Raw genomic sequence first — 22,453 nt, forward strand, 5'->3', positions numbered from 1 at the left:
TGGATGGTGTTCTGGCCCAGGGCCGTTCATGGAAGTGGCCGCAGATGCCGGCGGAGCCGTGTCGGTCCGACTAACCGGTACTGCCCTGGGTGTGCAAGCGCGCCAATCGAAGACCCTCGCCAGACGTATCGGTTTCGACGCTCCAGAGGCCACAGGTACACCAGGCGCGAAAGTGTGAGCCTTCAGGCAGTATCGCTTGGCCGCCGCAGTCTGTGCCTACGCTGGAAATACTGGCAAAGAACTCCAAGGGCTTCTCGTGCAGCGCGTTGTCCTCGTCCGACATCGGCAATCACTCCTTTCCAGGGCGGTCAGGATGAAAGACGGGTAGCATCCAGCCGTCATTGGCTGGGCAAAAGTCCACTCGCACAGCCATTCCGATGGACACCTGGGCTGGCGTGACTCCGATGATGTTGCTCACCAGTCTGGCGCCCGGGGCGTCCGGAAGTTCGAGCACCGCGGGCACCAGTGTCACTTCCGGCATCCCTGGCATGCCGTACACGACAGCAAAGCTGTAAACCGTTGCCGCACCGCTGAGTTCGATCCAGTTCACCGACTTTGACTGGCAGGTAGGGCAGAACGGTGTGGGCGGGAGCCGGAAGGTGCCGCACTCGGAGCACTGTGGCGCCACCAGCCGACGTTCCCTGGCTGCCTGCCAGAAGGGCTCGGTGTTCTTGTCGACGACGATGCGCAGATAGTCGGTCGGCATGGTCGTCGCCAGCGTCTCCTGCTGGGCGTTCATGCTGCGCGTCCCAGGATCAGGCCACTGACCGGCAGACTGGCCGGACCGCCGGTGATCAGCGCGAGTTCTGCGCCGGGCACCTGATTGATTGCACTGCCGCGCATCTGCTCAACGCCCTCCATGATGTGAGTCATGCCGACGACGTAACCCTCGGAGAGCTGGCCACCGTGCGTGTTGACCGGAATCGAGCCCCCGTCGTAACGGATCGCGCCGCTCTCGACGAATGGGCCGCCTTCGCCCTTCCTGCAGAATCCGTAGTCCTCCAGTTGCATGACGACCATCGGAGTGAAGTGGTCGTACAGGAGAGCGACGTCGATATCGTCGGGTGTGATGTCGGCCTGTCGGTAAAGTCGGTCGGCAATGGGTTTGTTGCCAGAGGATGCGAAGTACTCGTCAGGCATGCCCATCCACGCGAATGCGCGGCCCCAATCCCGAACGCCGCCATGGGCAGCCGCCACGATGGGAACCGGCCGCTGTCTGAGGTCCCGGGCACGCTCGATGCTTGTGGTGATCACCGCGACCGCGCCGTCCGTCTCCTGGCAGAAGTCGTACAGGCACAGGGGGTCCGCGATCATCCGCGCGCCGAAATACTCCTCGGCGGTCAGCGGCTTCCGGTGAAGGGCCTTGGGCCGGTTGATGGCGTTGGCGCGTGTCGAGATTGCGACCTCGGCGAAGGCCTCGCGTCGGGTGCCGTAGAGATGCATGTGGCGCCGGGCCAGCACTGACATCAGGTGGCCGGGGCCCGATAGCCCCGACGGCTGCAGGAACGAGTTGATCGGGTCTGGGGTCATGGCCGAAAACACCGAGCCGAGACGCTGTTTGGACTGCTGCAACGCCATGACCGTCACAACCACGTCGGCATCGCCGGCGACGATTGCCGCCCGTGCGAGGCCGATTGCTCCAGCCGAACCTCCTCCTCCCGACGTCAGCGATGCGGTGAACCGAATCTCCGGGATACCGAGCGTTTCGACGAAGTCGGCGGTATCCATCTTCTCGGTATAGCCGGCACTTGCGCCCGAATAGTAGGCGAAACCGTCCACGTCCCGGACAGTCAAGCCAGCATCTTCGCAAGCGGCCAGAATGGCGTCACCCGCGAGTTCGGTGGTGGTCCTCGGCAGCGATTCGCCGCGTTTGAAGTACGGTGTCGCGCCGATGCCGACGATGGCGCAGTCGCGAAGACCCTTCGAAGTGGACACTCGTCAGGCGCTCTCAGCACCCACGGGCGGCACGTGCGGGAACAGTTCGAAGAACGCCCCCTGGGTGATACGTAGTCGGGTCTCGTCGCTCACCCCGGCGAACAGTGAGGTCAACGTCTCCTGGGTGTGGCCGAAAGTGCCCTCCATATGCGGATAATCGCTGCCGAACATGACGTTGCGATAGCCCATGTAGTCGTATGCCTGCACAGCGGTCTCGTCATGCTGGAACGATGCATACACCTGACTGAACAGGATTTCCTTCGGACTCCGCTTCAGTTTGGGGCGTACCGTCATGTGGTGCTGCCGGTATCCCTCCAGGAGGCGGTCGCCAAGGAACGGTACCCAGGTTGCGCCGCCTTCCGAGATCAATACCTTGAGGTCGGGGTGACGGTCCAACGCTCCGGAGGCGACGAGCTTCATGGTGGCCCGTTGGCCGGAGAACGTCGTCTCCGCGTAGTTCATGATCGCCGCGCCAGGCCCGCGGTATACCAGCCCAGCGCCGCCGGTCGCACTGTTGGAGGCCGTCACGTCCACGGGGTCGGTGCCGATATGGAAGGCGAGCACCATGCCGGCCTCCTCAGCGGCCGCCCACAGCGGCTCCCAATCATCGCGGTGCCAGTCCGGCGCGCTGGGATGAGGCGAAGTGGGGAGGAATACCGCCTTGAATCCCTTGTCTGCTGCCCACTGCAGCTCCTCGACCGCGTGGTCGACAACCAGAGTGGAGACTTGTGCCGTGACGACGTAGCGCGGTGAAACCGAGGCGATCTCGTCAAGCGCCCACTCGTTGCTGACCCGCAGACAGGCTTTGAGCAGCTCCGGCGTGCGGAACGACGATGCCCACATACCCAGCGACGGAAAGATGACCTCTCCCCAGATTCCTTCCTGGTCGAGATCGCCAAGACGGACCGTGGCATCGCGGTGGCCTTTGGCTTGCATGCTCATCTCGACGAACGCCACCAATGCCGACGAGGGCAACTTGCGCCGAAAGATCTGACCGTCGACGTAAACGGTTTCGTACTCCCCGTCGGGGTCCTTCTCCGAGCGGGGGCACAGATCGGCGAGTTTCTTGGGCAAGCGTGACTGCCACAGATCATCTGGTTCCAAGAAGTGGGAGTCGCCAGAGTTCGCCCAGATCTTCGACATAAAGCCTCCATGGTGAGCTTCGACACTGAAAAAGCAATTTTCAGCAACACTAGAGTCGTCGACATCAGGATGTCAATGAAGTCAGCGCCATTCGTGGGGTTATCCCGCATCGTTCTGTCAAGTTGAAAAGAGTCTTTTCAGTGGCGGACCGCTAGGGTGGCTGGCGGGTTGGGCTACGATTGCCCGACGATCTCGACGCGTCAGGATGCCGGTGTAGGAGCTGTGGTTTCGAACAGAGCAGTTGAACGTTCCTCGGAGCGCCAGCACATCATCGATGCCGCGTATCGCTGTCTGGACCGCAACTCCGGGCTCTCGGCGTCCATCAGTGAAATCCTTGAAGAGACTGGTCTGGGGACACGCGCGTTCTATCGCAACTTCAGCACCAAGCACGAGCTGTTCCTGGAGATGTTTCGGCGCGACCGTGAAGCGGTCCTGGTGGAACTGCGCGGAGCTGCTGCCCGGGCCGATACTCCGGTAGACGAACTTCGGGCGTGGATGGCCCACTTGTTCGAGATAGTGTCGGATCCGCGTCGACGCAAGCGCGTGGCGACCTTCTATTCAGAAGAGATGCGGCGCACCCCGGGGTATTTCCGGGAGCTCGAGCTATTCGTCAAGGCTGAGGAGTCGGCTTTGGCGGCCATCCTGCACCGGGGCAAAGCGGAGGGGGTCTTCCTGGCCTGCAGCCCGGAACTGGACGCACGCTCCATCCGTGCAGCGCTTGAAGCTGCGGTTGTCAACCGCTTTCAGCGTCAGGGTGCTACCGATGCATCTGTCGAGTTCGACCTGCTGGTGGGGTTTGTTCTGCGGGGCATTGGTGCTGTCGGAGCTGTCATCGGCCCGGCAGTAGTCTCTGGCCAGAACTCCGCTCGCCACGTTGATCACGACTAAGCCGATAGCCGTCGAGTCCGTCCGTCAGTCGCGAAGTCGACCGTCTCATCTGGTGGATTTCGCGCCGCAGTCGAGCCCGCGGGAACGTCGTCATCGAGCCTCATCCGGTGTCGCCACCGGCAGGTCGAGGCGTTGTCGGCGCGGTCCACTAGCCTGCGAGGGTGGCCCCAGAAACGCCCTCCGGCGATCCGGAAACCGATCCGATCGACCCGTCCGTGCGGCGGCGCTGGCAGGAGCTTGCCGACGAGGTGCGCGAACACCAGTTCCGCTACTACATCAAGGACGCGCCGATCATCTCCGACGCCGACTTCGATGCGCTGTTCAACGAACTCCTCGCCCTGGAAGAGCGCTATCCCGAGCTCAAGGTGGCCGACTCGCCGACCCAACTGGTCGGTGGCGCGGGTTTCGCCACCGACTTCGCCGAGGCCCAGCATCTGGAACGGATGCTGTCCCTGGAGGACGTGTTCAACACCGACGAATTGGTGGCGTGGTCCAACCGGGTGGAAGCCGAGATCGGCCCAGCCCCGCACTACCTGTGTGAACTCAAGGTCGACGGCGTCGCGCTGGGGCTGGTGTATCGCGACGGCAAGCTCGAACGGGCGGCCACCCGCGGCGACGGGCGGGTCGGCGAGGATGTCACCAACAACGCGCGAACCATCGACGACATCCCCGAAACCCTCACGCCCTCAACCGAATACCCGATCCCGGCGGTGCTGGAAGTCCGCGGCGAGGTGTTCTTCATGGTGGCCGACTTCGAGAACCTCAACGCCAGCCTGGTCGCCGAGGGTAAGCCGCCGTTCGCCAATCCGCGCAACAGTGCGGCCGGTTCGCTGCGGCAGAAGAACCCGGCCGTCACCGCCAAACGCAAGCTGCGGATGATCTGCCACGGGCTGGGCTACACCGAGGGTTTCGACCCGGCCACCCTGCACGACACCTACTTCGCGCTGAAGGCCTGGGGCCTACCGGTCTCCGACCACACCACCCGGGTGGCGGGGCTGGCCGCCGTCGAGGAGAAGATCACCTACTGGGGCGAACGCCGGCACGAGATCGAGCACGAAATCGACGGTGTGGTGGTCAAAGTCGACGACTTCGCCCAGCAGCGCCGCCTCGGTGCCACCTCCCGCACGCCCCGATGGGCGGTGGCCTACAAGTACCCGCCCGAGGAAGCCCAGACCCGGCTGCTCGACATCCAGGTGAACGTCGGGCGCACCGGCCGGGTGACTCCCTTCGCGGTGATGACACCGGTGCGCATCGCCGGATCCACCGTCGCCATGGCGACCCTGCACAACGGCTCGGAGGTCAAACGCAAGGGCGTGCTGATCGGCGACACCGTCATGATCCGCAAGGCCGGTGACGTCATCCCCGAGGTGCTGGGTCCGGTGGTGGACCTGCGGGACGGCACCGAGCGCGAGTTCGCCATGCCCACCCACTGCCCGGAGTGCGGCACCGCGCTGGCCCCGGCCAAGGAGGGCGACGTCGATATCCGTTGCCCCAACGCGCGATCCTGCCCCGCGCAGCTTCGCGAGCGGGTATTCCACCTCGCCGGTCGTGGCGGTCTGGACATCGAAGGCCTGGGCTATGAGGCGGCAACCGCCCTGTTGGACGCCAAGGTGATCGACGATGAAGGTGACCTGTTCGATCTGACCGCCGAGGACCTGCTCACCGCCGAGTTCTTCCGCACCAACAAAGGTGTGCTGTCGGCCAACGGTGCGCGCCTGCTGGCCAATCTCGGCCAGGCCAAGAACCGTCCGCTGTGGCGGATCCTGGTCGCTTTGTCGATCCGCCACGTGGGTCCCACGGCGGCCCGCGCGCTGGCCACCGCACTGGGCAGCCTGGACGCCATCATGGCAGCCGACGAGGAGCAGCTGGCCGATGTCGAAGGCGTCGGGCCGACCATCGCCGCGGCCCTCACGGAGTGGTTCGCTGTCGACTGGCACCGCGCGATCGTCGACAAGTGGCGGGCGGCCGGGGTTCGCATGGAAGACGAGCGCGACACCGACGTCGCCGCCACGCTGCAGGGGCTGTCGATCGTGGTCACCGGGTCGCTGACCGGCTTCTCCCGGGACGAAGCCAAGGAGGCCATCATCACCCGCGGCGGCAAGGCCGTCGGATCGGTGTCGAAGAAGACCTCGTTCGTGGTGGCCGGTGACGCACCGGGCTCCAAGTATGACAAGGCCGTCGAACTCGGGGTGCCGATCCTCGACGAGGACGGGTTCCGCGCGCTGTTGGAGAACGGGCCCGGCCAGTTCCGCACAGACGCGCCGGCCGATTAGCTCAGCGCACGATGCTGGCCACGATGCCGGCCAGATAACCCAGCCGGGCCACCTCCGACGGCCGGAACAGTGGGCCGCCCGGGCGCCCCAGGACGACAGCCAGAGTCGGTTCGCCCAGCGGTGCGGCGGCCAGTGTGGTGTCCATATCGCGCCACACCTGCGGCACCCAGTCCGCGCTGCCGTCCAGTGCCTCGGCCTGGGTCATCGGTAGCCACGGCGCGCTGTGCGCCTGGGTTTCCGGGGATCCGGGGCTGCCGACCACTCGCTGCAGCCCCGACTCGGTGGACCGGACCACCGTGCACCAGCCCACCCGCAGTACCCGGGGCGCCTCATCGGCCAGCACCTGCAGTTTTGCGTCGCGGCCGTCGGCGGCGGCGATGTGATCGATGAGTTCCAGTTCGCGGTGCGCCTCGAGCAGCCCGGTGTGCGGACGGATGGTGTCCACCCGAACACCCTCGAGGCGCTCGGCGGCGGTGATCACCATGTCCGGCATCGTGCCGGGCGGCAGTTCGACCACCAGGTCGTCGATGGCATAGCCGGTGACGCGCTCGACGACGTCCAACGACAGGATGTCGGCGCCGACCGACCCCAGCGCAACCGCGAGCGACCCGAGGCTGCCGGGGCGGTCCTCAAGCTGAACCCGCAAGAGATAGGAAGGCACGCGCACACCTTTTCACAGTCATCCGATCGCGGCACTCCGGCTTTGCCGCTCCGGCGTCTGCCGCACCTGCGGTCCGGGCGGGTCGGTACGGCCAACTAGGCTGGTCCACCGTGTCCCAGATCTCCCGTGACGAGGTAGCCCGGCTGGCGAAGCTGGCCCGGCTGGCCTTGACCGACCACGAAGTCGACAATTTCGCCGGCCAACTCGACGCCATCCTGGGGTATGTCAGCCAGATCCAGGCCGTCGACGTCACCGACGTCTCGCCGACCGGTAACCCGCTGAAGTCGGTCAACGTGACCCGCCCCGATGTGGTCGAGGCCTGCCTGACCCAGGACGAAGCCCTGGCCGAGGCGCCGGCTGCCGCCGAGGGCCGATTCGCCGTGCCGCAGATCCTGGGAGAGGCAGAGTAGTGAGCGACGTGATCCGGCTCGACGCCGCCACCCTGGGCGAGAAGATCGCCGCCAAGGAACTGTCCTCGGTCGAGGTGACCCAGGCCTGCCTGGACCAGATCGCCGCCACCGACCAGCGCTTCAACGCGTTCCTGCACGTCGCCGCCGACCAGGCGTTGACCACTGCGGCCCGCATCGACGCGGCGGTGGCCGCGGGGGAGAAGCTGCCCTCGCCGCTGGCCGGTGTGCCGCTGGCGCTCAAGGACGTGTTCACCACCACCGACATGCCGACCACGTGCGGCTCGAAAATCCTCGAGGGCTGGGTGTCGCCGTACGACGCGACCGTCACCGCCCGGGTGCGTGCGGCCGGTATCCCGATCCTCGGCAAGACCAATATGGACGAGTTCGCGATGGGTAGCTCCACCGAGAACTCCGCCTACGGCCCCACCCGCAACCCGTGGGACGTCGAACGTGTGCCCGGCGGCTCCGGCGGCGGTAGTGCCGCCGCGCTGGCCGCTTACCAGGCGCCGCTGGCACTGGGCTCGGACACCGGCGGCTCGATCCGCCAGCCGGCGGCGTTGACCGCGACCGTCGGCGTCAAACCCACCTACGGCACCGTGTCGCGGTACGGGCTGGTGGCGTGTGCGTCGTCCCTGGACCAGGGCGGCCCGTGCGCCCGCACCGTCTTGGACACCGCTCTGCTGCACGCCGTGATCGCCGGCCACGACCCGCGGGATTCGACCTCGGTGGAGGCCCAGGTTCCCGACGTCGTCGGCGCGGCCCGGGCCGGTGCCGCCGGCGACCTGTCCGGTGTCAGGATTGGTGTCGTCAAGCAGCTGCGCAGTGGCGAGGGCTACCAGCCGGGCGTGCTCGCCTCGTTCAACGCCGCCGTCGAGCAGTTGGCCGCCCTGGGGGCGGAGATCACCGAGGTTGACTGTCCGCATCTGGACTACTCGTTGTCCGCCTACTACCTGATCTTGCCGTCGGAGGTGTCCAGCAACCTGGCCCGCTTCGACGCGATGCGCTACGGGTTGCGCGTCGGTGACGACGGCACCCACAGCGCCGAAGAGGTGATGGCACTGACCCGGGCCGCGGGATTCGGTCCAGAAGTCAAGCGCCGCATCATGATTGGCACCTATGCGCTGTCTGCCGGTTATTACGACGCCTACTACAACCAGGCGCAGAAGGTTCGCACCCTGATCGCCAACGATCTGGACAACGCCTACCGAAAGGTCGACGTGCTGGTGTCGCCGGCTACTCCGACAACGGCGTTCCGGCTCGGTGAGAAGGTCGACGATCCGCTGGCGATGTACCTGTTCGACCTATGCACGCTGCCGCTGAACCTGGCCGGGCACTGCGGAATGTCGGTCCCGTCGGGCCTGTCGCCGGACGACAACCTGCCGGTCGGGCTGCAGATCATGGCTCCGGCGCTGGCCGATGACCGGCTCTACCGGGTGGGTGCGGCCTACGAGGCCGCTCGCGGGGTTATGCCGTCGGCGCTGTAGATGCGCTGCCTCAGAACGCGCCAACGGGCAAGATAGGGCGCATGCGTATCGGAGTTCTCACCGGCGGCGGTGACTGTCCCGGGCTCAATGCCGTCATCCGCGCGGTTGTGCGGACTTGCGATGCCCGCTACGGCTCGTCGGTGGTCGGGTTCCTCGACGGCTGGCGTGGCCTGCTGGAAGACCGGCGCATCCAGTTGCACAACGATGACCGCAACAACCGGCTGCTGGCCAAGGGCGGCACCATGCTGGGCACTGCGCGCACCAATCCCGACAAGCTGCGCGCCGGGCTCGACGACATCAAGCAGACCTTGGAGGACAACGGGATCGACGTGCTGATCCCGATCGGCGGCGAGGGCACGCTGACCGCCGCGCATTGGCTCTCCGAGGAAGGTGTGCCCGTCGTCGGGGTGCCCAAGACCATCGACAACGACATCGACTGCACCGACGTCACCTTCGGGCATGACACCGCGCTGCAGATCGCCACCGACGCCATCGACCGGCTGCACAGCACCGCCGAGTCGCACCAGCGCGTGATGCTCGTCGAGGTGATGGGCCGCCACGCCGGCTGGATCGCGCTGAACGCCGGGCTGGCCTCCGGGGCGCACATGACGCTGATCCCCGAGCAACCCTTCGACGTCGAAGAGGTGTGCCGGCTGGTCAAGAAGCGCTTCCAGCGCGGTGAGTCCAGCTTCATCATCGTGGTGGCCGAGGGCGCCAAGCCCGCCGAGGGATCGATGGCGCTGCGCTCGGGTGGGGTCGACGAGTTCGGCCACGAACGGTTCACCGGGGTGGCCCAGCAGCTGGCCATCGAGGTGGAGAAGCGGATCAAGAAGGAAGTGCGGGTCACCGTCCTGGGGCACGTGCAGCGCGGCGGCACGCCGACCGCCTATGACCGGGTGCTGGCCACCCGGTTCGGGGTCAACGCCGCCGACGCCGCCCATGCCGGCGAGTACGGGATGATGGTGTCGCTGCAGGGCAATGACATCGGCCGGGTTCCGTTGGCCGACGCGGTCCGCCAGCTCAAGCTGGTGCCGCAGACCCGCTACGACGACGCGGCCGCCTTCTTCGGCTGACGTTCTGTGGCTGAGCCTCGGGGAGGAGGCCCTTGGCAATGGGTGCGTCGATCCTGCCGCCGTTCGCCGCCGAGCTGATCGTCGATGCCGGTGGCGTGATCCTCGAGTGCGATGCCGCGGCCGGGGCGGTCCTCGGCACGGCGGACTCGACGCCGCTTGTCGGACGGGCCGTGGAGACGGTGCTCCCGTCGGAGCTGGCTGCGCCGGTACGGGCCCACCTCGACGCGGGCGGTCCGCACGGTGCGGTGTTCGACGCCGCCGGTCGCCGGTTCATCGTGCGGCCCACACCACGGCCGGACCGTTTCGCGATCGAGGTCGAAGACGTCGCCGCCAGGACGGCGGCCTGGCGGCGCCTGCATCTGACCCAGACCACCATCGACCGGATGACCGACATGATCATCTGGCTCGACCCAGACGGGCGCTATGTGTTCGTCAACCCGGGCGCCACCGCGCTGCTCGGCTACTCCGCGGAGGAACTGTCCACACTGCGGGTGGTCGACGTCGATCCGATGTTCGACGAGCAGCGCTGGCGGGAACATTGGCAGGACATCGTCGAGCGGAAGTCATTCACCATCGAGACGGTCAACACCACCAAGTCCGGTGAGCGGGTACCCATCGAGGTGACGGTCAACTACGTCGAACACCAAGGTGCACAGTACAACTGCTCGATCGTGCGCGATATCTCCGAGCGAAAGCGATTCGAAGCCCAGCTGCTGGAGCTGAACCAGAAGATCACGCGGCTCTCGAACACCGACGAGCTCACCGGCATCGCCAACCGCCGCCGTGCCAACGCCGCCTTGGCTGAGCGGATCACCGCGCACATCGTCTCCGGCGATCCGCTGTCAGTGATCATGATCGACGTCGACCACTTCAAGGCGTTCAACGACCATTACGGGCACGCCGCTGGCGACGACTGTCTGTGCCGGGTCGCCCACGCGGTGGACGGGGTCGTCACCGAGGTCGGCGGTCTGGCCGCCCGCTATGGCGGCGAGGAGTTCCTGTGCCTGCTGCCGGCCGCCGATGAGGCGGCGGCGCATGCGGTCGCCGTGCGCATCCAGCAGTCGGTGGCCGACCTGGCCATCCCGCACGCGGCGTCGGGTTCGCCCGGTGTGGTGACGCTCAGCATCGGCGTGCTGACCGTCCGGGACCACTTCGACGCGGCATCCATCCTGGCCACGGTCGACGAGTACCTCTACCGGGCCAAGCGGCAGGGGCGTAACCGCATCGTCGGCGGCGAGGACCGGCCGATGAGACAGCGTCACGCCCGCCCCTAAGATTGACCCCATGACCGTCGCCAGTGCCGTTGATCTGCTCGACTACGACGACGTCGTGGCCCGGTTCGACCCGGTCCTCGGCCTCGAGGTGCACGTCGAGCTGTCGACCGCGACCAAGATGTTCTGCGCCTGCTCGACGAGGTTCGGCGCCGAGCCCAACACCCAGGTGTGCCCGGTATGCCTGGGCCTGCCCGGAGCGCTGCCGGTGCTCAACGGCTCTGCCGTCGAGTCGGCCATTCGGATCGGGCTGGCGCTGAACTGCCGCATCGCCTCGTGGTGCCGGTTTGCCCGGAAGAACTACTTCTACCCGGATCAGCCGAAGAACTACCAGATCTCCCAGTACGACGAGCCGATCGCCTTCGACGGCTACCTCGACGTGCCGCTGGACGACGGCACCACCTTCCGGGTCGACATCGAACGTGCCCACATGGAAGAGGACACCGGCAAGCTCACCCACGTCGGCAGCGACACCGGCCGTATCCACGGCGCGACCACCTCGCTGCTGGATGTCAACCGCGCCGGAGTGCCGCTGATCGAGATCGTCACCAAGCCGATCGAGGGTGCCGGGGAGCGTGCACCGGAGGTGGCGCGTGCCTACGTGACCGCACTGCGGGACCTGCTGCGGGCACTGGACGTCTCTGACGTGCGGATGGACCAGGGCTCGCTGCGCTGCGACGCCAACGTCTCGCTGCGGCCGATCGGCCAGGTGGAGTTCGGCACCCGCACCGAGACCAAGAACGTCAACTCGCTCAAGAGCGTCGAGGTGGCCGTCCGTTACGAGATGCGCCGCCAGGCCGCGATCCTCGCCGACGGCGGCAAGATCCATCAGGAGACCCGGCACTTCCACGAGGACGGTTACACCTCGCCCGGCCGCGACAAGGAGACCGCCGAGGACTACCGGTACTTCCCGGAGCCCGACCTCGAACCGGTGGCCCCCGCCGAGGAGCTCGTCGAGCGGCTGCGCACCACCATTCCAGAGCTTCCGTGGTTGTCGCGCAAGCGAATTCAGCAGGAGTGGGGGATCTCCGACGAGGTCATGCGTGACCTGGTGAACGCCGGTGCGGTGGACCTGGTCGCCGCGACCGTCAGCCACGGGGCGTCCAGCGAGTCGGCCCGGGCATGGTGGGGCAACTTCCTGGTGCAGAAGGCCAATGAAGTGGGGGTGGAGCTCGATGCCCTCGGGATCACCCCGGCCCAGGTGGCCGCGGTGGTGGCCCTGGTCGACGAGGGCAAGCTGTCGAACAAGCTGGCCCGTCAGGTTGTCGAAGGGGTGCTGGCCGGCGAGGGGGAACCCGAGCAGGTGATGGCCGCCCGCGGCCTGGCGCTGGTGCGTGACGACTCGCTGATCCAGGCCGCTGTCGACGAGGCGCTGGCGGCCAATCCCGATGTCGCCGAGAAGATCCGCGGCGGCAAGGTGCAGGCGGCAGGCGCGATCGTCGGCGCGGTCATGAAGGCCACCAAGGGCCAGGCCGATGCCGCGCGGGTGCGCGAACTGGTCATGGCCGCTTGCGGCCAGGCGGTTTAGGCGCTCAGCCGACCGGAGCTGATCCACCAGCGTTCGTGCAGGCGCCGACAGCGGGCCGCCGACAGTGGATCGGGCCAGTCATAGCGGTCGAGTACCTCGGCGGCGCCGGTGAACTCGTACCCGCGTAGTTGATCGGTCATCACGACGACGGTGGCCAGGCCCGCCGAGCGTGCGGTATGAAAGCCGGTCATCGAGTGCTCGAAGGTCAGCACATTGGCCGCACCGACGCCCAGTTCGGACAGCACCCGGTGATAGGCCTCCGGATCGGGCTTGGGCCGCAGCACGTCGTCACCGGCGATCAGGACTTCCACGACGCCGTCGCCGATCAGCTCACGGACCAGCGGTTGGATGCGTTCCCGCCGGCCCTCGGCGGTCACGGCGATGCGGATGCCGGCGCAGTGCAGGCTCCAGATCAGATCGCGGAACATGTGGGCGTCGCGCTCGCTGGCCCCGACTGGGGCGTCGAAGTCGAAGACGACAGCCTCGAGCACCGGTACATCGGCATGCGCGCAATGCGCCCGGTCCCACCAGAATGAGCGACTCCGGGGAAGAGTGTCCAGAGTTGCGACCACGACGGCAGTATGGCCCCGCCAGCCTGGCCCGGGCATCCCCCGATCAGGGGATGGCAGGGTGGAGGCCGTCCCCCGGGTCGCTCTAGATCGACAATGGTCTGATTGGCGCCGACGTCGAAATATTCTGCGGCGGAGCATATTACAGAGTTCGACAGGTGTCGAGTGCAGTCGTGGTCCGGGTCGACGCGCGGGGGATGTTCAGCCGTGATTCCGGTGACGACGGTGGTGCCCACCGCTACGGTGATCCCATGACGGTGCGGGTGGTGCTGGTCGACGACCACGAGATGGTCATCGAGGGCCTCAAGGCGATGCTCGCGCCCTTCGCCGAACGGGTCGAGGTGGTCGGTGAAGCGGTCGGCGCCGAGAAGGCGATGGCGGTGATCAGCGAGCTGCGCCCCGACATCGTGCTCTGCGATGTCCGCATGCAGGGTGCCAGCGGATTGGACCTGTGCCGGGAGATCCGCCAGCGTGATCCCGGCCAGAAGGTGATCCTGCTGTCGGTCTACGACGACGAGCAGTACCTGTTCCAGGCCATGCGGGTGGGTGCGTCGGGCTATCTGCTCAAGGGCATCAGCAGCGACGAACTGGTCCGACAACTCGAAGGCGTCCAGGGTGGGGCGACGGCGATCGACGCCGGACTGGCCGCGCGCGCCGCGGAGACGGCCGCCCGGCTGCAGAGCGACCAATTCTGGCCCGGCGCCCGACACGGGCTGACCCAGCGGGAAAGTGAGATCCTGTCGCTGGTGGTGACGGGACTGTCGAACCGGGGCATCGCCTCGAAACTGGTGATCGGCGAGGAGACGGTCAAGACCCACCTCAGTTCGATCTACCGAAAGCTGGGGGTCAGTGATCGCACCAGCGCCGCCGCAACGGCGTTGCGTGAGGGCATCTTTCAATGAGCACGCCCCGCGGGGTGAGTCCCCACGCCGTCCACGGATTGGTCGACGCTGACCGCGAGGTGGCGTTGCTGCTCGACATCATCGCCGCGACGTCGTCGGGGCCGGGCGTCGAGCCGATGGCCGCGGCGGTAGCTCAGATGATCACTGCGGCAACGGCTTCCGACGTCTGCTTCGTACACGTGCTCGACGACACCGATAGGTCGCTGACGCTGGCAGGTGCCACCCCGCCGTTCGACGAGCAGGTGGGGCTGGTGCGGCTGCCGCTGGGCTCTGGCGTGTCGGGCTGGGTGGCCAGCCACCGCGAGCCGGTGGTGATCGTCAGTGACAAGGAAGCCGACCCGCGGTACATGCCGATCGCGGCGTTGCGCGGCAAGGACTTCACCTCGATGGCCTCGGTGCCCATGGAGACCGAGCCGGGCGGCCTGGTCGGGGTGCTCAACGTGCACAATATCGAGCGCCGGGACTTCACCCCGCGCGATATCGAACTGCTGCTGGTGATCGGCAGGTTGATCGCGGGTGCGCTGCACCAGGCGCGGCTTCATCGGCAGCTCTCGGCTCGTGAACGCGCCCACGAGAACTTCGCCGAGCAGGTGATCGCCGCGCAGGAAAGCGAGCGTCGCCGGCTGGCCGGTGACATCCACGACGGTATCTCGCAGCGTCTGGTCGGGCTGACCTACCGCCTGGATGCCGCCGCCCGAGCCGTCGACGACGGAGATCAGCCGGCAGCCGCCGAGCAACTCGAAAAGGCCAGGGACCTGGTCGATCTCACCCTGGCCGAGGCCCGCTCAGCGATCAGTGGACTGCGCCCGCCGGTGCTCGACGACCTCGGTCTGGTCGGTGGTCTGGCCAGCTTGGCCGCCTCCATCCCGGAGGTGGATCTGGAACTTCACCTGGCCGACGAGCGGTTGCCCGAACACATCGAGGTGGCGCTGTATCGCATTGCCCAGGAGTGCTTTCAGAACGTCGTCAAACACTCCCGGGCGCTGGTCGCGACCGTCACGTTCACCATCGCCGAGGGGGCGGCCCGGCTCGAGGTCGTCGACAACGGGGTGGGATTCGAGACCGGACCTGTGTCGGCCTCCGGTGGCTACGGCATGCTGTCGATGGCCGAGCGCGCCGAGCTGGTGGGCGGCACGGTCAAGGTCAGGTCCCGGCCAGGGGCGGGCACCACGGTGACGGTGACGATTCCCGTCGACGGCTAGCGCCGAGATCGACGAAATGGCGCTCCGCGCTCGCACTTTCGCGCCGATGTGCCGGTTTGGGCGTAAGGGGGTGGGAGCTAGCGGCGCAGGGTGTCCGACGGTGCCTCGCCCCAGCGCTTGCGGTACTCGACGGCGAAGCTGCCCAGATGGTGGAAGCCCCAGCGCTCGGCGACCTGGGTCACCGTCACCCCGTCCGACGGGATGGCGTCGGTGAGTTCCTCGTGCACCCGCTCCAGGCGCCGCTCCCGCACATAGGTCATCGGCGTCATCCCCAGTTCTTCGCGGAAGCCCTGCTGGATGGACCGCACACTCATGTGGACGGCCTTGGCCACGGCTTCCATGGTGATCCGCTCCGCCAGGTGATCTTCGATGTAGTTCATCGCGTTCTGCACCACGGCGCGGCGCTGGTCTGGCTGGGCGGGCGCGAGGAACTCCGCGTGATAGTTCGACGGCTGCAGGTGCAACAGGCTGCTGATGACGAACTCCTCGACCGCACCGATACCCTGGCCCCGCTGGATCAGCGAACCCTCGTGGAAGACCTCGGTGTGGATCAGCTGCACCGCGGCGTGCCAGCGCATGGCGGCCTCGGTGGCCAGGTCGAACTCGGGCTCGAAGATCAGCGGGTGGTCCATGCTGCGGCCGAGCAGCCGGGTCAGGTGCGCGGCCAGCGCGCGTTCCTCGATGCGGATGATCAGCTGCGGTGAATCGTGGTCGAACACCATCCGCAGTGATGCCCCCGGGCTGCTGACGACCGAGCAGATGGTGTTGGCCTCGAAGGTTCGGCCGCGATGCTCGACGAGGGCGCGCCCGTTCATCGGCATGTGCACCGCGTAATGCGGTCCGAGCATCGGGATGTCGACGGCCGCGGCCACGTGCAGGTCCAGGTACAGCAGGCTGACGTTGCGCAGGCGCACACCGTGCATGGTGGCGGCGAATCCGGACGCCTCGTCGGGCCCGACGGTGAGGTTCAGCGGCCCCAGCGTTTTGGCGATGAGCCGGGCCGCGGACTTCACATCCTCGGTGTAGAAGATTTCGTTGTTTGCTAGTGCCGGCGGCACGCCCCGGGAGCGGACCTTGCGGCGAACCGGGTTGCTGGTGCGTCGAACGTCGATGTAGCCGAGTCGCGTCAGGCGCGACATCGGGACCTGCCGGAATCGTCGCCGCACTGCTGGATGACCGGCACAAGTTTGCTTGCAAACGGCACGTCCAGCCTCCTAAACATCGGCGTCGTTTCAGCGCGGGCAACTCTTCGCAATCCTGACAGCCGTTGCGCGAAAGCGATAGGCACACCAACCCCATAGGTCTACTTTTGTGAGAGAAGCCACACCTGCCATAGGTGTGCCGTAGGTGGCTCCCCAGGAGGTTTGCATGACGGCTAACGGGCAGGCAGTTGCGGTCACCCCCGCTGATTCGGTCCGGGAGCGCCTGGACGATCCCGCGGTCGCCGAAGCGCTCAACACCCTGCTCGATCATGCCGATGTGCTTGCTGTGCTGGTCAGCGGTCTGGACGGATTCGTCCGCCGCGGAGACACCATCGCCAGCAGCGTCTCCTCGGCGGTCTCCGAATTCCGCGGTGCCTCGGTGGTCGGCGCGATCCCGGGCGCCGACGCCCTCAAGGGTGTCGATCTGCAGAGCCTGGTCACCAGCCTGGCCACGCTCTCCGGTTCGGTCGTGGGTGCTACCCCCGCCCTGAACACGCTGCTCACCTCCACGCTCACCGACCCGCAGACCGCGCAGCTGCTCGCCTCCGTCGGTGACGCCCTGGTCGACGGCAAGGCCGGCGCCGCCAATCCGCCGAAGGGGCTGTACGGCCTGTACAAGGCCACCAAAGATCCGGATGTGGCCCGCGGCCTGGGCTTCTTGCTCGCGGTCGCCAAGTCTTTCGGCCGCCGAGTGGGCCAGCAGTGACCTCGGCCGTGGCCGCCGAGCCCGCCTGTACGTCCACCGCTCGATCTGTCGTTCGTCAGCCCGCGTCGGCCTCGCCCTGGGCCGTCATCTGAGAGGAGTTCACCCATGGCTTCCGTTCTGTGGTTTCAGGGAGGGGCATGTAGTGGCAACACCATGTCGTTCCTCAACGCCGAGGAACCCAACGTCGTCGACCTCATCGTCGACTTCGGCCTGGATCTGATCTGGCATCCGTCGCTGGGACTGGAACTGGGCAAGAACGCCCAGAAAGTGTTCTGGGACTGCGCCAAAGGCGACCGGCCGCTGGACATCTTCGTCTTCGAGGGCACCGTCATCGAGGCGCCCAACGGAACCGGCCGGATGGACATGTTCGCCGACCGCCCGATGAAGGACTGGGTGACCGACCTGGCCGCAGCGGCCCAGATCGTCGTCGCCATCGGTGACTGCGCATGCTGGGGCGGCATCCCCGCGATGGAACCCAACCCGTCGGCCTCGACGGGTCTGCAGTTCCACAAGCGCGACAAGGGCGGCTTCCTGGGACCGGACTTCCGTTCCAAGATGGGCCTGCCCGTGATCAACATCCCGGGCTGCCCCGCGCACCCGGACTGGATCACCCAGATCATCGTCGCGCTGGCCACCGGCCGCGCCGGCGACATCGCACTCGACGAGCTGCACCGGCCCGAGACGTTCTTCAAGACCTTCACCCAAACCGGTTGCACCCGTGTGCAGTTCTTCGAATACAAGCAGTCGACGATGTCCTTCGGTGAAGGCACCCGCACCGGCTGCCTGTTCTACGAATTCGGCTGCCGCGGTCCGATGACGCACTCGCCGTGCAACCGCATCCTGTGGAACCGGCAGTCGTCGAAGACCCGCGCCGGCATGCCATGCCTTGGCTGCACCGAGCCGGAGTTCCCACACTTCGACCTGGCGCCGGGAACGCTGTTCAAGACCCAGAAGGTCGGCGGGGTGATCCCCAAGGAGGTTCCGGAGGGATCCGACCACCTCACCTACATGGCCCACGCCGCGGCGGCACGCATCGCGGCACCGCAGTGGTCCAAAGAGGACATGTTCGTCGTCTAGGCCCACCAGACCTGTTTTCGCTCAAACTCTTTGGAGGAACTGAACATGACCTCGCTCGACCTGTACGTCAGTCCACTGGGACGTGTCGAGGGTGACCTCGACGTCCGCGTCACCATCGACGACGGGGTTGTCACGTCGGCCTGGACCGAAGCCGCGATGTTCCGCGGCTTCGAGATCATCCTGCGGGGCAAGGACCCGCAGGCCGGTCTCGTCGTCTGCCCGCGCATCTGCGGGATCTGCGGCGGCAGCCACCTGTACAAATCCGCCTACGCCCTGGACACGGCCTGGCGTACGCACATGCCGCCCAACGCGACGCTCGTCCGCAACATCTGTCAGGCGTGCGAAACGCTGCAATCGATTCCGCGCTACTTCTACGCGCTGTTCGCCATCGACCTGACCAACAAGAACTACGCCAAATCGACGATGTACGACGAGGCCGTCCGCCGCTTCGCGCCGTATGTCGGCACCTCGTACCAAAAGGGTGTGGTGCTCTCCAACAAGCCGGTCGAGGTCTACGCCATCTTCGGCGGGCAGTGGCCGCACTCCAGCTTCATGGTGCCCGGCGGCGTGATGTGTGCCCCGACGCTGTCGGACGTGACCCGTTCGATCGCCATCCTGGAGCACTGGAAGGACAACTGGCTCGAAGCCGAGTGGCTGGGCTGCAGCATCGACCGCTGGCTGGAGAACAAGACCTGGGAAGACGTCCTGGCCTGGGTGGACGAGAACGAGTCGCACTACAACAGCGACTGCGGTTTCTTCATCCGCTACGCGCTCGATATCGGGCTGGACAAGTACGGCCAGGGTGTGGGCAACTACATCTCCACCGGCACCTACTTCGATCCGACTTTGTACGAGAACCCGACCATCGACGGGCGCAACGCCGCGCTGATCGGTCGCGGCGGTGTCTACGCGCAGGGCCAGTGGTACGACTTCGACCAGGCCAATGTCCGCGAGGATGTCACCCATTCGTTCTACGAGGGCAGCCGGCCGCTGCACCCGTTCGACGGCGAGACCATCCCGCTCGACCCGGAAGATGCGAAGAAGCAGGGCAAGTACAGCTGGGCGAAGTCGCCGCGCTACGCCGTCGGCGACCTGGGAAACATCCCCCTGGAGGCCGGCCCGCTGGCCCGCCGGATGGCCGCCGGTGGCCCCAACGCCGCCCCGCACCAGGACAACGACCCGCTGTTCGTCGACATCATGAACAAGATCGGGCCCAGCGTGTTCACCCGCCAGTTGGCCCGCATGCACGAGGGCCCGAAGTACTACAAGTGGGTCAAGTCGTGGCTGGATCAGCTCGACCTCAAGGAGAGTTTCTACAGCAAGCCCACCGAGTACGCCGAGGGCAAGGGCTTCGGCGCGACTGAGGCGGCCCGCGGGTCCCTGGCCGACTGGATTGTCATCGAGGACAACAAGATCAAGAACTACCAGGTGATCACCCCGACGGCGTGGAACATCGGGCCGCGCGACGGGAACGAGGTCCTCGGACCGATCGAGAAGGCTCTGGTCGGTTCGCCGATCGTGGACCCCGAGGATCCGGTCGAGCTCGGCCACGTGGCCCGTAGCTTCGACTCCTGCCTGGTCTGCACCGTGCACGCCTATGACGGCAAGACCGGCAAGGAGCTCTCGAAGTTCGTCATCAACGGAATGGTGTGACCGGTGCGGTCACCCACGTTCGGCAGCGTGTGATCCCGGCGGCTGAGCCCGGGTCACCCGAAACCCACAGCGACCCAGGCGGTATCGATATCCAACCCCCTCCTCTGGATATCGAGCCGCCTGGGTGTGCGGTGCTCGTCGTCGGCTGCGGCAACCTGCTGCGCGGTGACGACGGCGTCGGTCCGGTCCTGGTTCGCCACCTGTGGGAGCGCGGTGTCCCGGTGGGTGCGAAATTGGTCGACGGCGGAACCGCCGGGATGGATGTCGCTTTCCAGATGCGTGGTGCCGACCGGGTGGTGATCGTCGACGCCTCGGCGACCGGTTCGGCACCCGGCACGGTCTTCCGGGTCCCCGGTGCCGAACTCGAGGACTTGCCACCGCTGCAGGGCCTGCACACCCACTCGTTTCGGTGGGATCACGCGATCGCGTTCGCGCGCTGGGCGCTGGGCGAGGCCTGCCCGACCGACATCACGGTGTTCCTCATCGAAGCGGCCGGTGTGGAGCTGGGTGCGGAGCTGTCCGAGCCGGTCACTGCCGCCATGGAGCAGGTGATCGAGATGGTGGAGCGTGACTACCTGGCACCGTTGCGGCCCCAGACCGGTGCCGAGCACACCGTCGAGTTCACCGCCGACGGTTACCTGCGCCTGGACGCCGCGTTGGCGGCGAGCCGGTTCCCCTCCGACGCCGTGGCAGCCGTGCCGCGCGACGACGACCTGTGGCTGATCCCGCTGCGCGGGCCGCGCAGCGGTGGTCTGCTGCTCAAGCAGCGCACCCCCGCCGGTGACCGCGCCGTGCTGATCCGGGAGGTGTTGGCAGACCGTGTCCCGGTCGGCGTCCGTGAGGCATCCTGGGATGATGCGCACAAGGCACTGCGGATCCCCCTGGATCGGCACTAGAGGGCCCGGTCTGTGATCGCGATGTGCGAGCAACCCCCGGCGCGCCCGAAGACCCGGATTCCCCAGGTCACCTCGACCGACGACGCGCTGCATGTCGAGACCGTGGTGGTGGAGGAGCGCGGCAGGTGGGCGGTGGAGATCGTCGTGGTGTTCGCCGACGGGGTGGTGCGCAAGCGCATCGACACCCACCACACCAAGGCACGTGCGGAGCTGTCGGCCAACGTGATCAGGCGCGCCGCCGAGCGTGACATACGTGGACCCGTCAATGGGTAAGGAAGGGATGTCGTGACCAGCCTAACGAGCAGCGTATCGACCAACGTATCGACCAGCGGATCGACCGATCTGCAGGATCCGGCTGTGCTCGCGGTGCGGCCACAGCCCCTGGGTGCTTTCCCGCTCCCGCTGGGCTACCTGCTGATTCCTGCCGCGCCGGACACCGAAGAGGTGCGTCAGGCGCTGCTCGCCGGTCAGCTGCCGCAGCGCTGGCCGGCCACCCTGCGAGCCCACGAGCTGGCGCTGGCGGGCGATCGCGACGGCGCGCTGGCGGCGCTGACCGGTGCTGATCCGGTGAGTCGTTACAACCGGTTCGTGATGGATCCCGACAGTGCCGATGCCGACGAGTTGCGTTCGGCGCTCGGCGAATTCGGTGTCCTCGTCGATGTGGTGCAGTTCGCACTCGGACGTACCGACACCGCGCCGCACCGCGACGGTGCCACCGCGGAACTGGCTGCGCTGGTCCTGTCGGCGCAGGCCAGCAAGGCATTCAACGAACGGGCCGAGATCCTGGCCATCGGTCTGCTCGATCAGGCGGTCGACGAGGCCACCGGGGTTTCCAAGCCGTTGTGCGGTGTGCTGCTCGGGGCGGCGGCCTCGATTGCCGCACACGGCGGCAACGACGACGCGATCCGCCGCTTCGAATCCGCTCTGGCCGCCCTCGACGGCGCCGACGGGCTGCGCGTCGCCCGCGCCGAACTGCACCTGAATCTTGCCGGCCTGCTGCACGAGCAGGCCACCGAGCGGCCGGAGCTGCTGAATGCCGCTGTACCGCATTATCATTCGGCTCTGCAGCTGATACTTCGCGAAGAGGCCCCGTTGCTGTGGGCCTCCGCGCACGCCAACCTGGCCACCGCCTACCTGACGATGCCGATGACCGAGGCCTCCGGGCAGCTGCGGCTGGGGGTGGCCGCACAGTCGCTGCGTTCGGCGCTCAAGGTCTACACCCGTGAGGATTACCCCGAGCAGTGGGCCAGTGTGCAACTGAACCTGGCCAATTCGCTGGTGTACACCCCGTCCAAGCATCAGGCCGACAACCTGGTGGAGGCCGTCGAGTTGTATGAGGCGGTCCTGGAAGCGCGCGACCGCGACAGCGATCCGCTGGGCCGGGCCCGGGTGTTGGCCAACCAGGGCAATGTGCTCGCCCATCTGGGGGTATTCGATCAGGCCAAGGCCAAGCTGTACGAGGCGCGGTTCATCTTCGAGGAGTTCGGCGATCATGACGCGATGCGCACGGTGCGCGGCGTCCTCGACGAGATCGCCCGCCACACCGCGTTGAACCGCACCGACGGTGAGCAGGAGTAGAC

The 22,453-nt window shown here is 66.8% G+C and carries 21 protein-coding genes; 15 read left to right on the forward strand and 6 right to left on the reverse strand.

Annotated elements, in window-relative coordinates; all coding sequences use genetic code 11:
• Nucleotides 1–289 precede the first annotated feature (289 nt).
• From G6N35_RS01665 to G6N35_RS01675, 3 genes are read right to left on the reverse strand one after another with little or no spacing between them, the layout of a single operon-like run.
• On the reverse strand, nucleotides 290–739 hold the full coding sequence (locus G6N35_RS01665) for a Zn-ribbon domain-containing OB-fold protein (RefSeq protein WP_163802674.1): 450 nt from the start codon (nucleotides 737–739) through the stop codon (nucleotides 290–292).
• A complete protein-coding gene (locus G6N35_RS01670; protein WP_163802675.1) occupies nucleotides 736–1,935 on the reverse strand; it encodes a thiolase C-terminal domain-containing protein in 1,200 nt (399 codons plus the stop codon). The genes G6N35_RS01665 and G6N35_RS01670 overlap by 4 nt, the downstream gene beginning before the upstream one ends.
• A gap of 3 nt (nucleotides 1,936–1,938) precedes the next feature.
• Nucleotides 1,939–3,078 carry an amidohydrolase family protein gene (locus tag G6N35_RS01675; protein ID WP_163802676.1) on the reverse strand — a complete coding sequence of 380 codons (1,140 nt, stop codon included), beginning with the start codon at nucleotides 3,076–3,078 and terminating at the stop codon, nucleotides 1,939–1,941.
• Nucleotides 3,079–3,300: 222 nt separating this feature from the next.
• Between G6N35_RS01675 and G6N35_RS01680 the strand changes: the two genes are divergently transcribed.
• Together G6N35_RS01680 and ligA are read left to right on the forward strand one after the other, a co-directional pair.
• Nucleotides 3,301–3,966 (forward strand): TetR/AcrR family transcriptional regulator, encoded by a 666-nt coding sequence (locus G6N35_RS01680; RefSeq protein WP_163802677.1) that lies wholly within the window; start codon nucleotides 3,301–3,303, stop codon nucleotides 3,964–3,966.
• A 161-nt stretch (nucleotides 3,967–4,127) separates the two neighbouring features.
• The gene (ligA, locus tag G6N35_RS01685) at nucleotides 4,128–6,239 is read left to right on the forward strand and encodes an NAD-dependent DNA ligase LigA (RefSeq protein ID WP_246224165.1); all 2,112 of its coding nucleotides are present in this window, start codon (nucleotides 4,128–4,130) and stop codon (nucleotides 6,237–6,239) included.
• Nucleotide 6,240: 1 nt separating this feature from the next.
• Here ligA and G6N35_RS01690 read toward each other — a convergent pair whose 3' ends face one another.
• Nucleotides 6,241–6,900: an ACT domain-containing protein gene (locus G6N35_RS01690; RefSeq protein ID WP_163802678.1), complete on the reverse strand. Its 660-nt coding sequence runs from the start codon at nucleotides 6,898–6,900 to the stop codon at nucleotides 6,241–6,243.
• Nucleotides 6,901–7,010: 110 nt separating this feature from the next.
• Here G6N35_RS01690 and gatC point away from each other — a divergent pair, with 110 nt between their 5' ends.
• Genes gatC through gatB form a run of 5 tightly spaced genes read left to right on the forward strand, consistent with a single transcriptional unit; the run spans nucleotide 7,011 to nucleotide 12,666 of the window.
• Nucleotides 7,011–7,310 (forward strand): Asp-tRNA(Asn)/Glu-tRNA(Gln) amidotransferase subunit GatC, encoded by a 300-nt coding sequence (gene gatC / locus G6N35_RS01695; protein WP_163802679.1) that lies wholly within the window; start codon nucleotides 7,011–7,013, stop codon nucleotides 7,308–7,310.
• Entirely contained in the window at nucleotides 7,310–8,794 is a 1,485-nt protein-coding gene (gatA, locus tag G6N35_RS01700; protein ID WP_163802680.1) for an Asp-tRNA(Asn)/Glu-tRNA(Gln) amidotransferase subunit GatA, read from the forward strand. The genes gatC and gatA overlap by 1 nt, the downstream gene beginning before the upstream one ends.
• Nucleotides 8,795–8,835: 41 nt before the next feature.
• Entirely contained in the window at nucleotides 8,836–9,867 is a 1,032-nt protein-coding gene (locus tag G6N35_RS01705; protein ID WP_163802681.1) for an ATP-dependent 6-phosphofructokinase, read from the forward strand.
• 38 nt (nucleotides 9,868–9,905) lie between these two features.
• The gene (locus tag G6N35_RS01710) at nucleotides 9,906–11,141 is read left to right on the forward strand and encodes a GGDEF domain-containing protein (protein ID WP_197748403.1); all 1,236 of its coding nucleotides are present in this window, start codon (nucleotides 9,906–9,908) and stop codon (nucleotides 11,139–11,141) included.
• Nucleotides 11,142–11,151: 10 nt separating this feature from the next.
• The gene (gene gatB / locus G6N35_RS01715) at nucleotides 11,152–12,666 is read left to right on the forward strand and encodes an Asp-tRNA(Asn)/Glu-tRNA(Gln) amidotransferase subunit GatB (RefSeq protein WP_163802682.1); all 1,515 of its coding nucleotides are present in this window, start codon (nucleotides 11,152–11,154) and stop codon (nucleotides 12,664–12,666) included.
• Here the strand turns inward: gatB and G6N35_RS01720 are convergent.
• On the reverse strand, nucleotides 12,663–13,238 hold the full coding sequence (locus tag G6N35_RS01720) for an HAD-IA family hydrolase (protein ID WP_163802683.1): 576 nt from the start codon (nucleotides 13,236–13,238) through the stop codon (nucleotides 12,663–12,665). The genes gatB and G6N35_RS01720 overlap by 4 nt on opposite strands.
• A gap of 248 nt (nucleotides 13,239–13,486) precedes the next feature.
• On the opposite strand from G6N35_RS01720, the gene G6N35_RS01725 reads away from it, so the two are divergent.
• A complete protein-coding gene (locus G6N35_RS01725) occupies nucleotides 13,487–14,137 on the forward strand; it encodes a response regulator (RefSeq protein WP_163807404.1) in 651 nt (216 codons plus the stop codon).
• The gene (locus tag G6N35_RS01730; protein ID WP_163802684.1) at nucleotides 14,134–15,339 is read left to right on the forward strand and encodes a GAF domain-containing sensor histidine kinase; all 1,206 of its coding nucleotides are present in this window, start codon (nucleotides 14,134–14,136) and stop codon (nucleotides 15,337–15,339) included. Before G6N35_RS01725 ends, G6N35_RS01730 begins: the two co-directional genes overlap by 4 nt.
• A gap of 77 nt (nucleotides 15,340–15,416) precedes the next feature.
• On the opposite strand, the gene G6N35_RS01735 is transcribed toward G6N35_RS01730, so the two are convergent.
• Complete coding sequence (locus tag G6N35_RS01735; protein ID WP_163802685.1) at nucleotides 15,417–16,478, reverse strand: AraC family transcriptional regulator; 1,062 nt, start codon at nucleotides 16,476–16,478, stop codon at nucleotides 15,417–15,419.
• A gap of 229 nt (nucleotides 16,479–16,707) precedes the next feature.
• On the opposite strand from G6N35_RS01735, the gene G6N35_RS01740 reads away from it, so the two are divergent.
• From G6N35_RS01740 to G6N35_RS01765, 6 genes are all read left to right on the forward strand, one after another.
• Complete coding sequence (locus tag G6N35_RS01740; RefSeq protein ID WP_163802686.1) at nucleotides 16,708–17,247, forward strand: helical membrane plugin domain-containing protein; 540 nt, start codon at nucleotides 16,708–16,710, stop codon at nucleotides 17,245–17,247.
• Between the two features lie 105 nt (nucleotides 17,248–17,352).
• On the forward strand, nucleotides 17,353–18,324 hold the full coding sequence (locus tag G6N35_RS01745) for an NADH-quinone oxidoreductase subunit B family protein (RefSeq protein ID WP_163802687.1): 972 nt from the start codon (nucleotides 17,353–17,355) through the stop codon (nucleotides 18,322–18,324).
• 45 nt (nucleotides 18,325–18,369) lie between these two features.
• Complete coding sequence (locus G6N35_RS01750) at nucleotides 18,370–19,977, forward strand: nickel-dependent hydrogenase large subunit (protein WP_163802688.1); 1,608 nt, start codon at nucleotides 18,370–18,372, stop codon at nucleotides 19,975–19,977.
• 131 nt (nucleotides 19,978–20,108) lie between these two features.
• Nucleotides 20,109–20,873: a hydrogenase maturation protease gene (locus G6N35_RS01755; protein WP_246224166.1), complete on the forward strand. Its 765-nt coding sequence runs from the start codon at nucleotides 20,109–20,111 to the stop codon at nucleotides 20,871–20,873.
• A gap of 21 nt (nucleotides 20,874–20,894) precedes the next feature.
• Nucleotides 20,895–21,146 carry a hypothetical protein gene (locus tag G6N35_RS01760; protein WP_163802689.1) on the forward strand — a complete coding sequence of 84 codons (252 nt, stop codon included), beginning with the start codon at nucleotides 20,895–20,897 and terminating at the stop codon, nucleotides 21,144–21,146.
• A 12-nt stretch (nucleotides 21,147–21,158) separates the two neighbouring features.
• Nucleotides 21,159–22,451 (forward strand): tetratricopeptide repeat protein, encoded by a 1,293-nt coding sequence (locus G6N35_RS01765; protein WP_246224167.1) that lies wholly within the window; start codon nucleotides 21,159–21,161, stop codon nucleotides 22,449–22,451.
• Nucleotides 22,452–22,453 lie beyond the last annotated feature (2 nt).

Source organism: Mycolicibacterium anyangense, from assembly GCF_010731855.1.
GTDB lineage: Bacteria > Actinomycetota > Actinomycetes > Mycobacteriales > Mycobacteriaceae > Mycobacterium > Mycobacterium anyangense.

Excerpts from the sequence above, each read along its gene's own strand:
- G6N35_RS01665 (WP_163802674.1), bottom strand. The coding sequence starts at position 739 with ATGAACGCCCAGCAGGAGACGCTGGCGACGACCATGCCGACCGACTAT.
- G6N35_RS01675 (WP_163802676.1), bottom strand. The coding sequence starts at position 3,078 with ATGTCGAAGATCTGGGCGAACTCTGGCGACTCCCACTTCTTGGAACCA.
- G6N35_RS01705 (WP_163802681.1), top strand. The coding sequence starts at position 8,836 with ATGCGTATCGGAGTTCTCACCGGCGGCGGTGACTGTCCCGGGCTCAAT.
- G6N35_RS01710 (WP_197748403.1), top strand. The coding sequence starts at position 9,906 with ATGGGTGCGTCGATCCTGCCGCCGTTCGCCGCCGAGCTGATCGTCGAT.
- gatB (WP_163802682.1), top strand. The coding sequence starts at position 11,152 with ATGACCGTCGCCAGTGCCGTTGATCTGCTCGACTACGACGACGTCGTG.
- G6N35_RS01725 (WP_163807404.1), top strand. The coding sequence starts at position 13,487 with ATGACGGTGCGGGTGGTGCTGGTCGACGACCACGAGATGGTCATCGAG.
- G6N35_RS01730 (WP_163802684.1), top strand. The coding sequence starts at position 14,134 with ATGAGCACGCCCCGCGGGGTGAGTCCCCACGCCGTCCACGGATTGGTC.
- G6N35_RS01735 (WP_163802685.1), bottom strand. The coding sequence starts at position 16,478 with ATGTCGCGCCTGACGCGACTCGGCTACATCGACGTTCGACGCACCAGC.
- G6N35_RS01740 (WP_163802686.1), top strand. The coding sequence starts at position 16,708 with ATGACGGCTAACGGGCAGGCAGTTGCGGTCACCCCCGCTGATTCGGTC.
- G6N35_RS01745 (WP_163802687.1), top strand. The coding sequence starts at position 17,353 with ATGGCTTCCGTTCTGTGGTTTCAGGGAGGGGCATGTAGTGGCAACACC.
- G6N35_RS01750 (WP_163802688.1), top strand. The coding sequence starts at position 18,370 with ATGACCTCGCTCGACCTGTACGTCAGTCCACTGGGACGTGTCGAGGGT.
- G6N35_RS01760 (WP_163802689.1), top strand. The coding sequence starts at position 20,895 with ATGTGCGAGCAACCCCCGGCGCGCCCGAAGACCCGGATTCCCCAGGTC.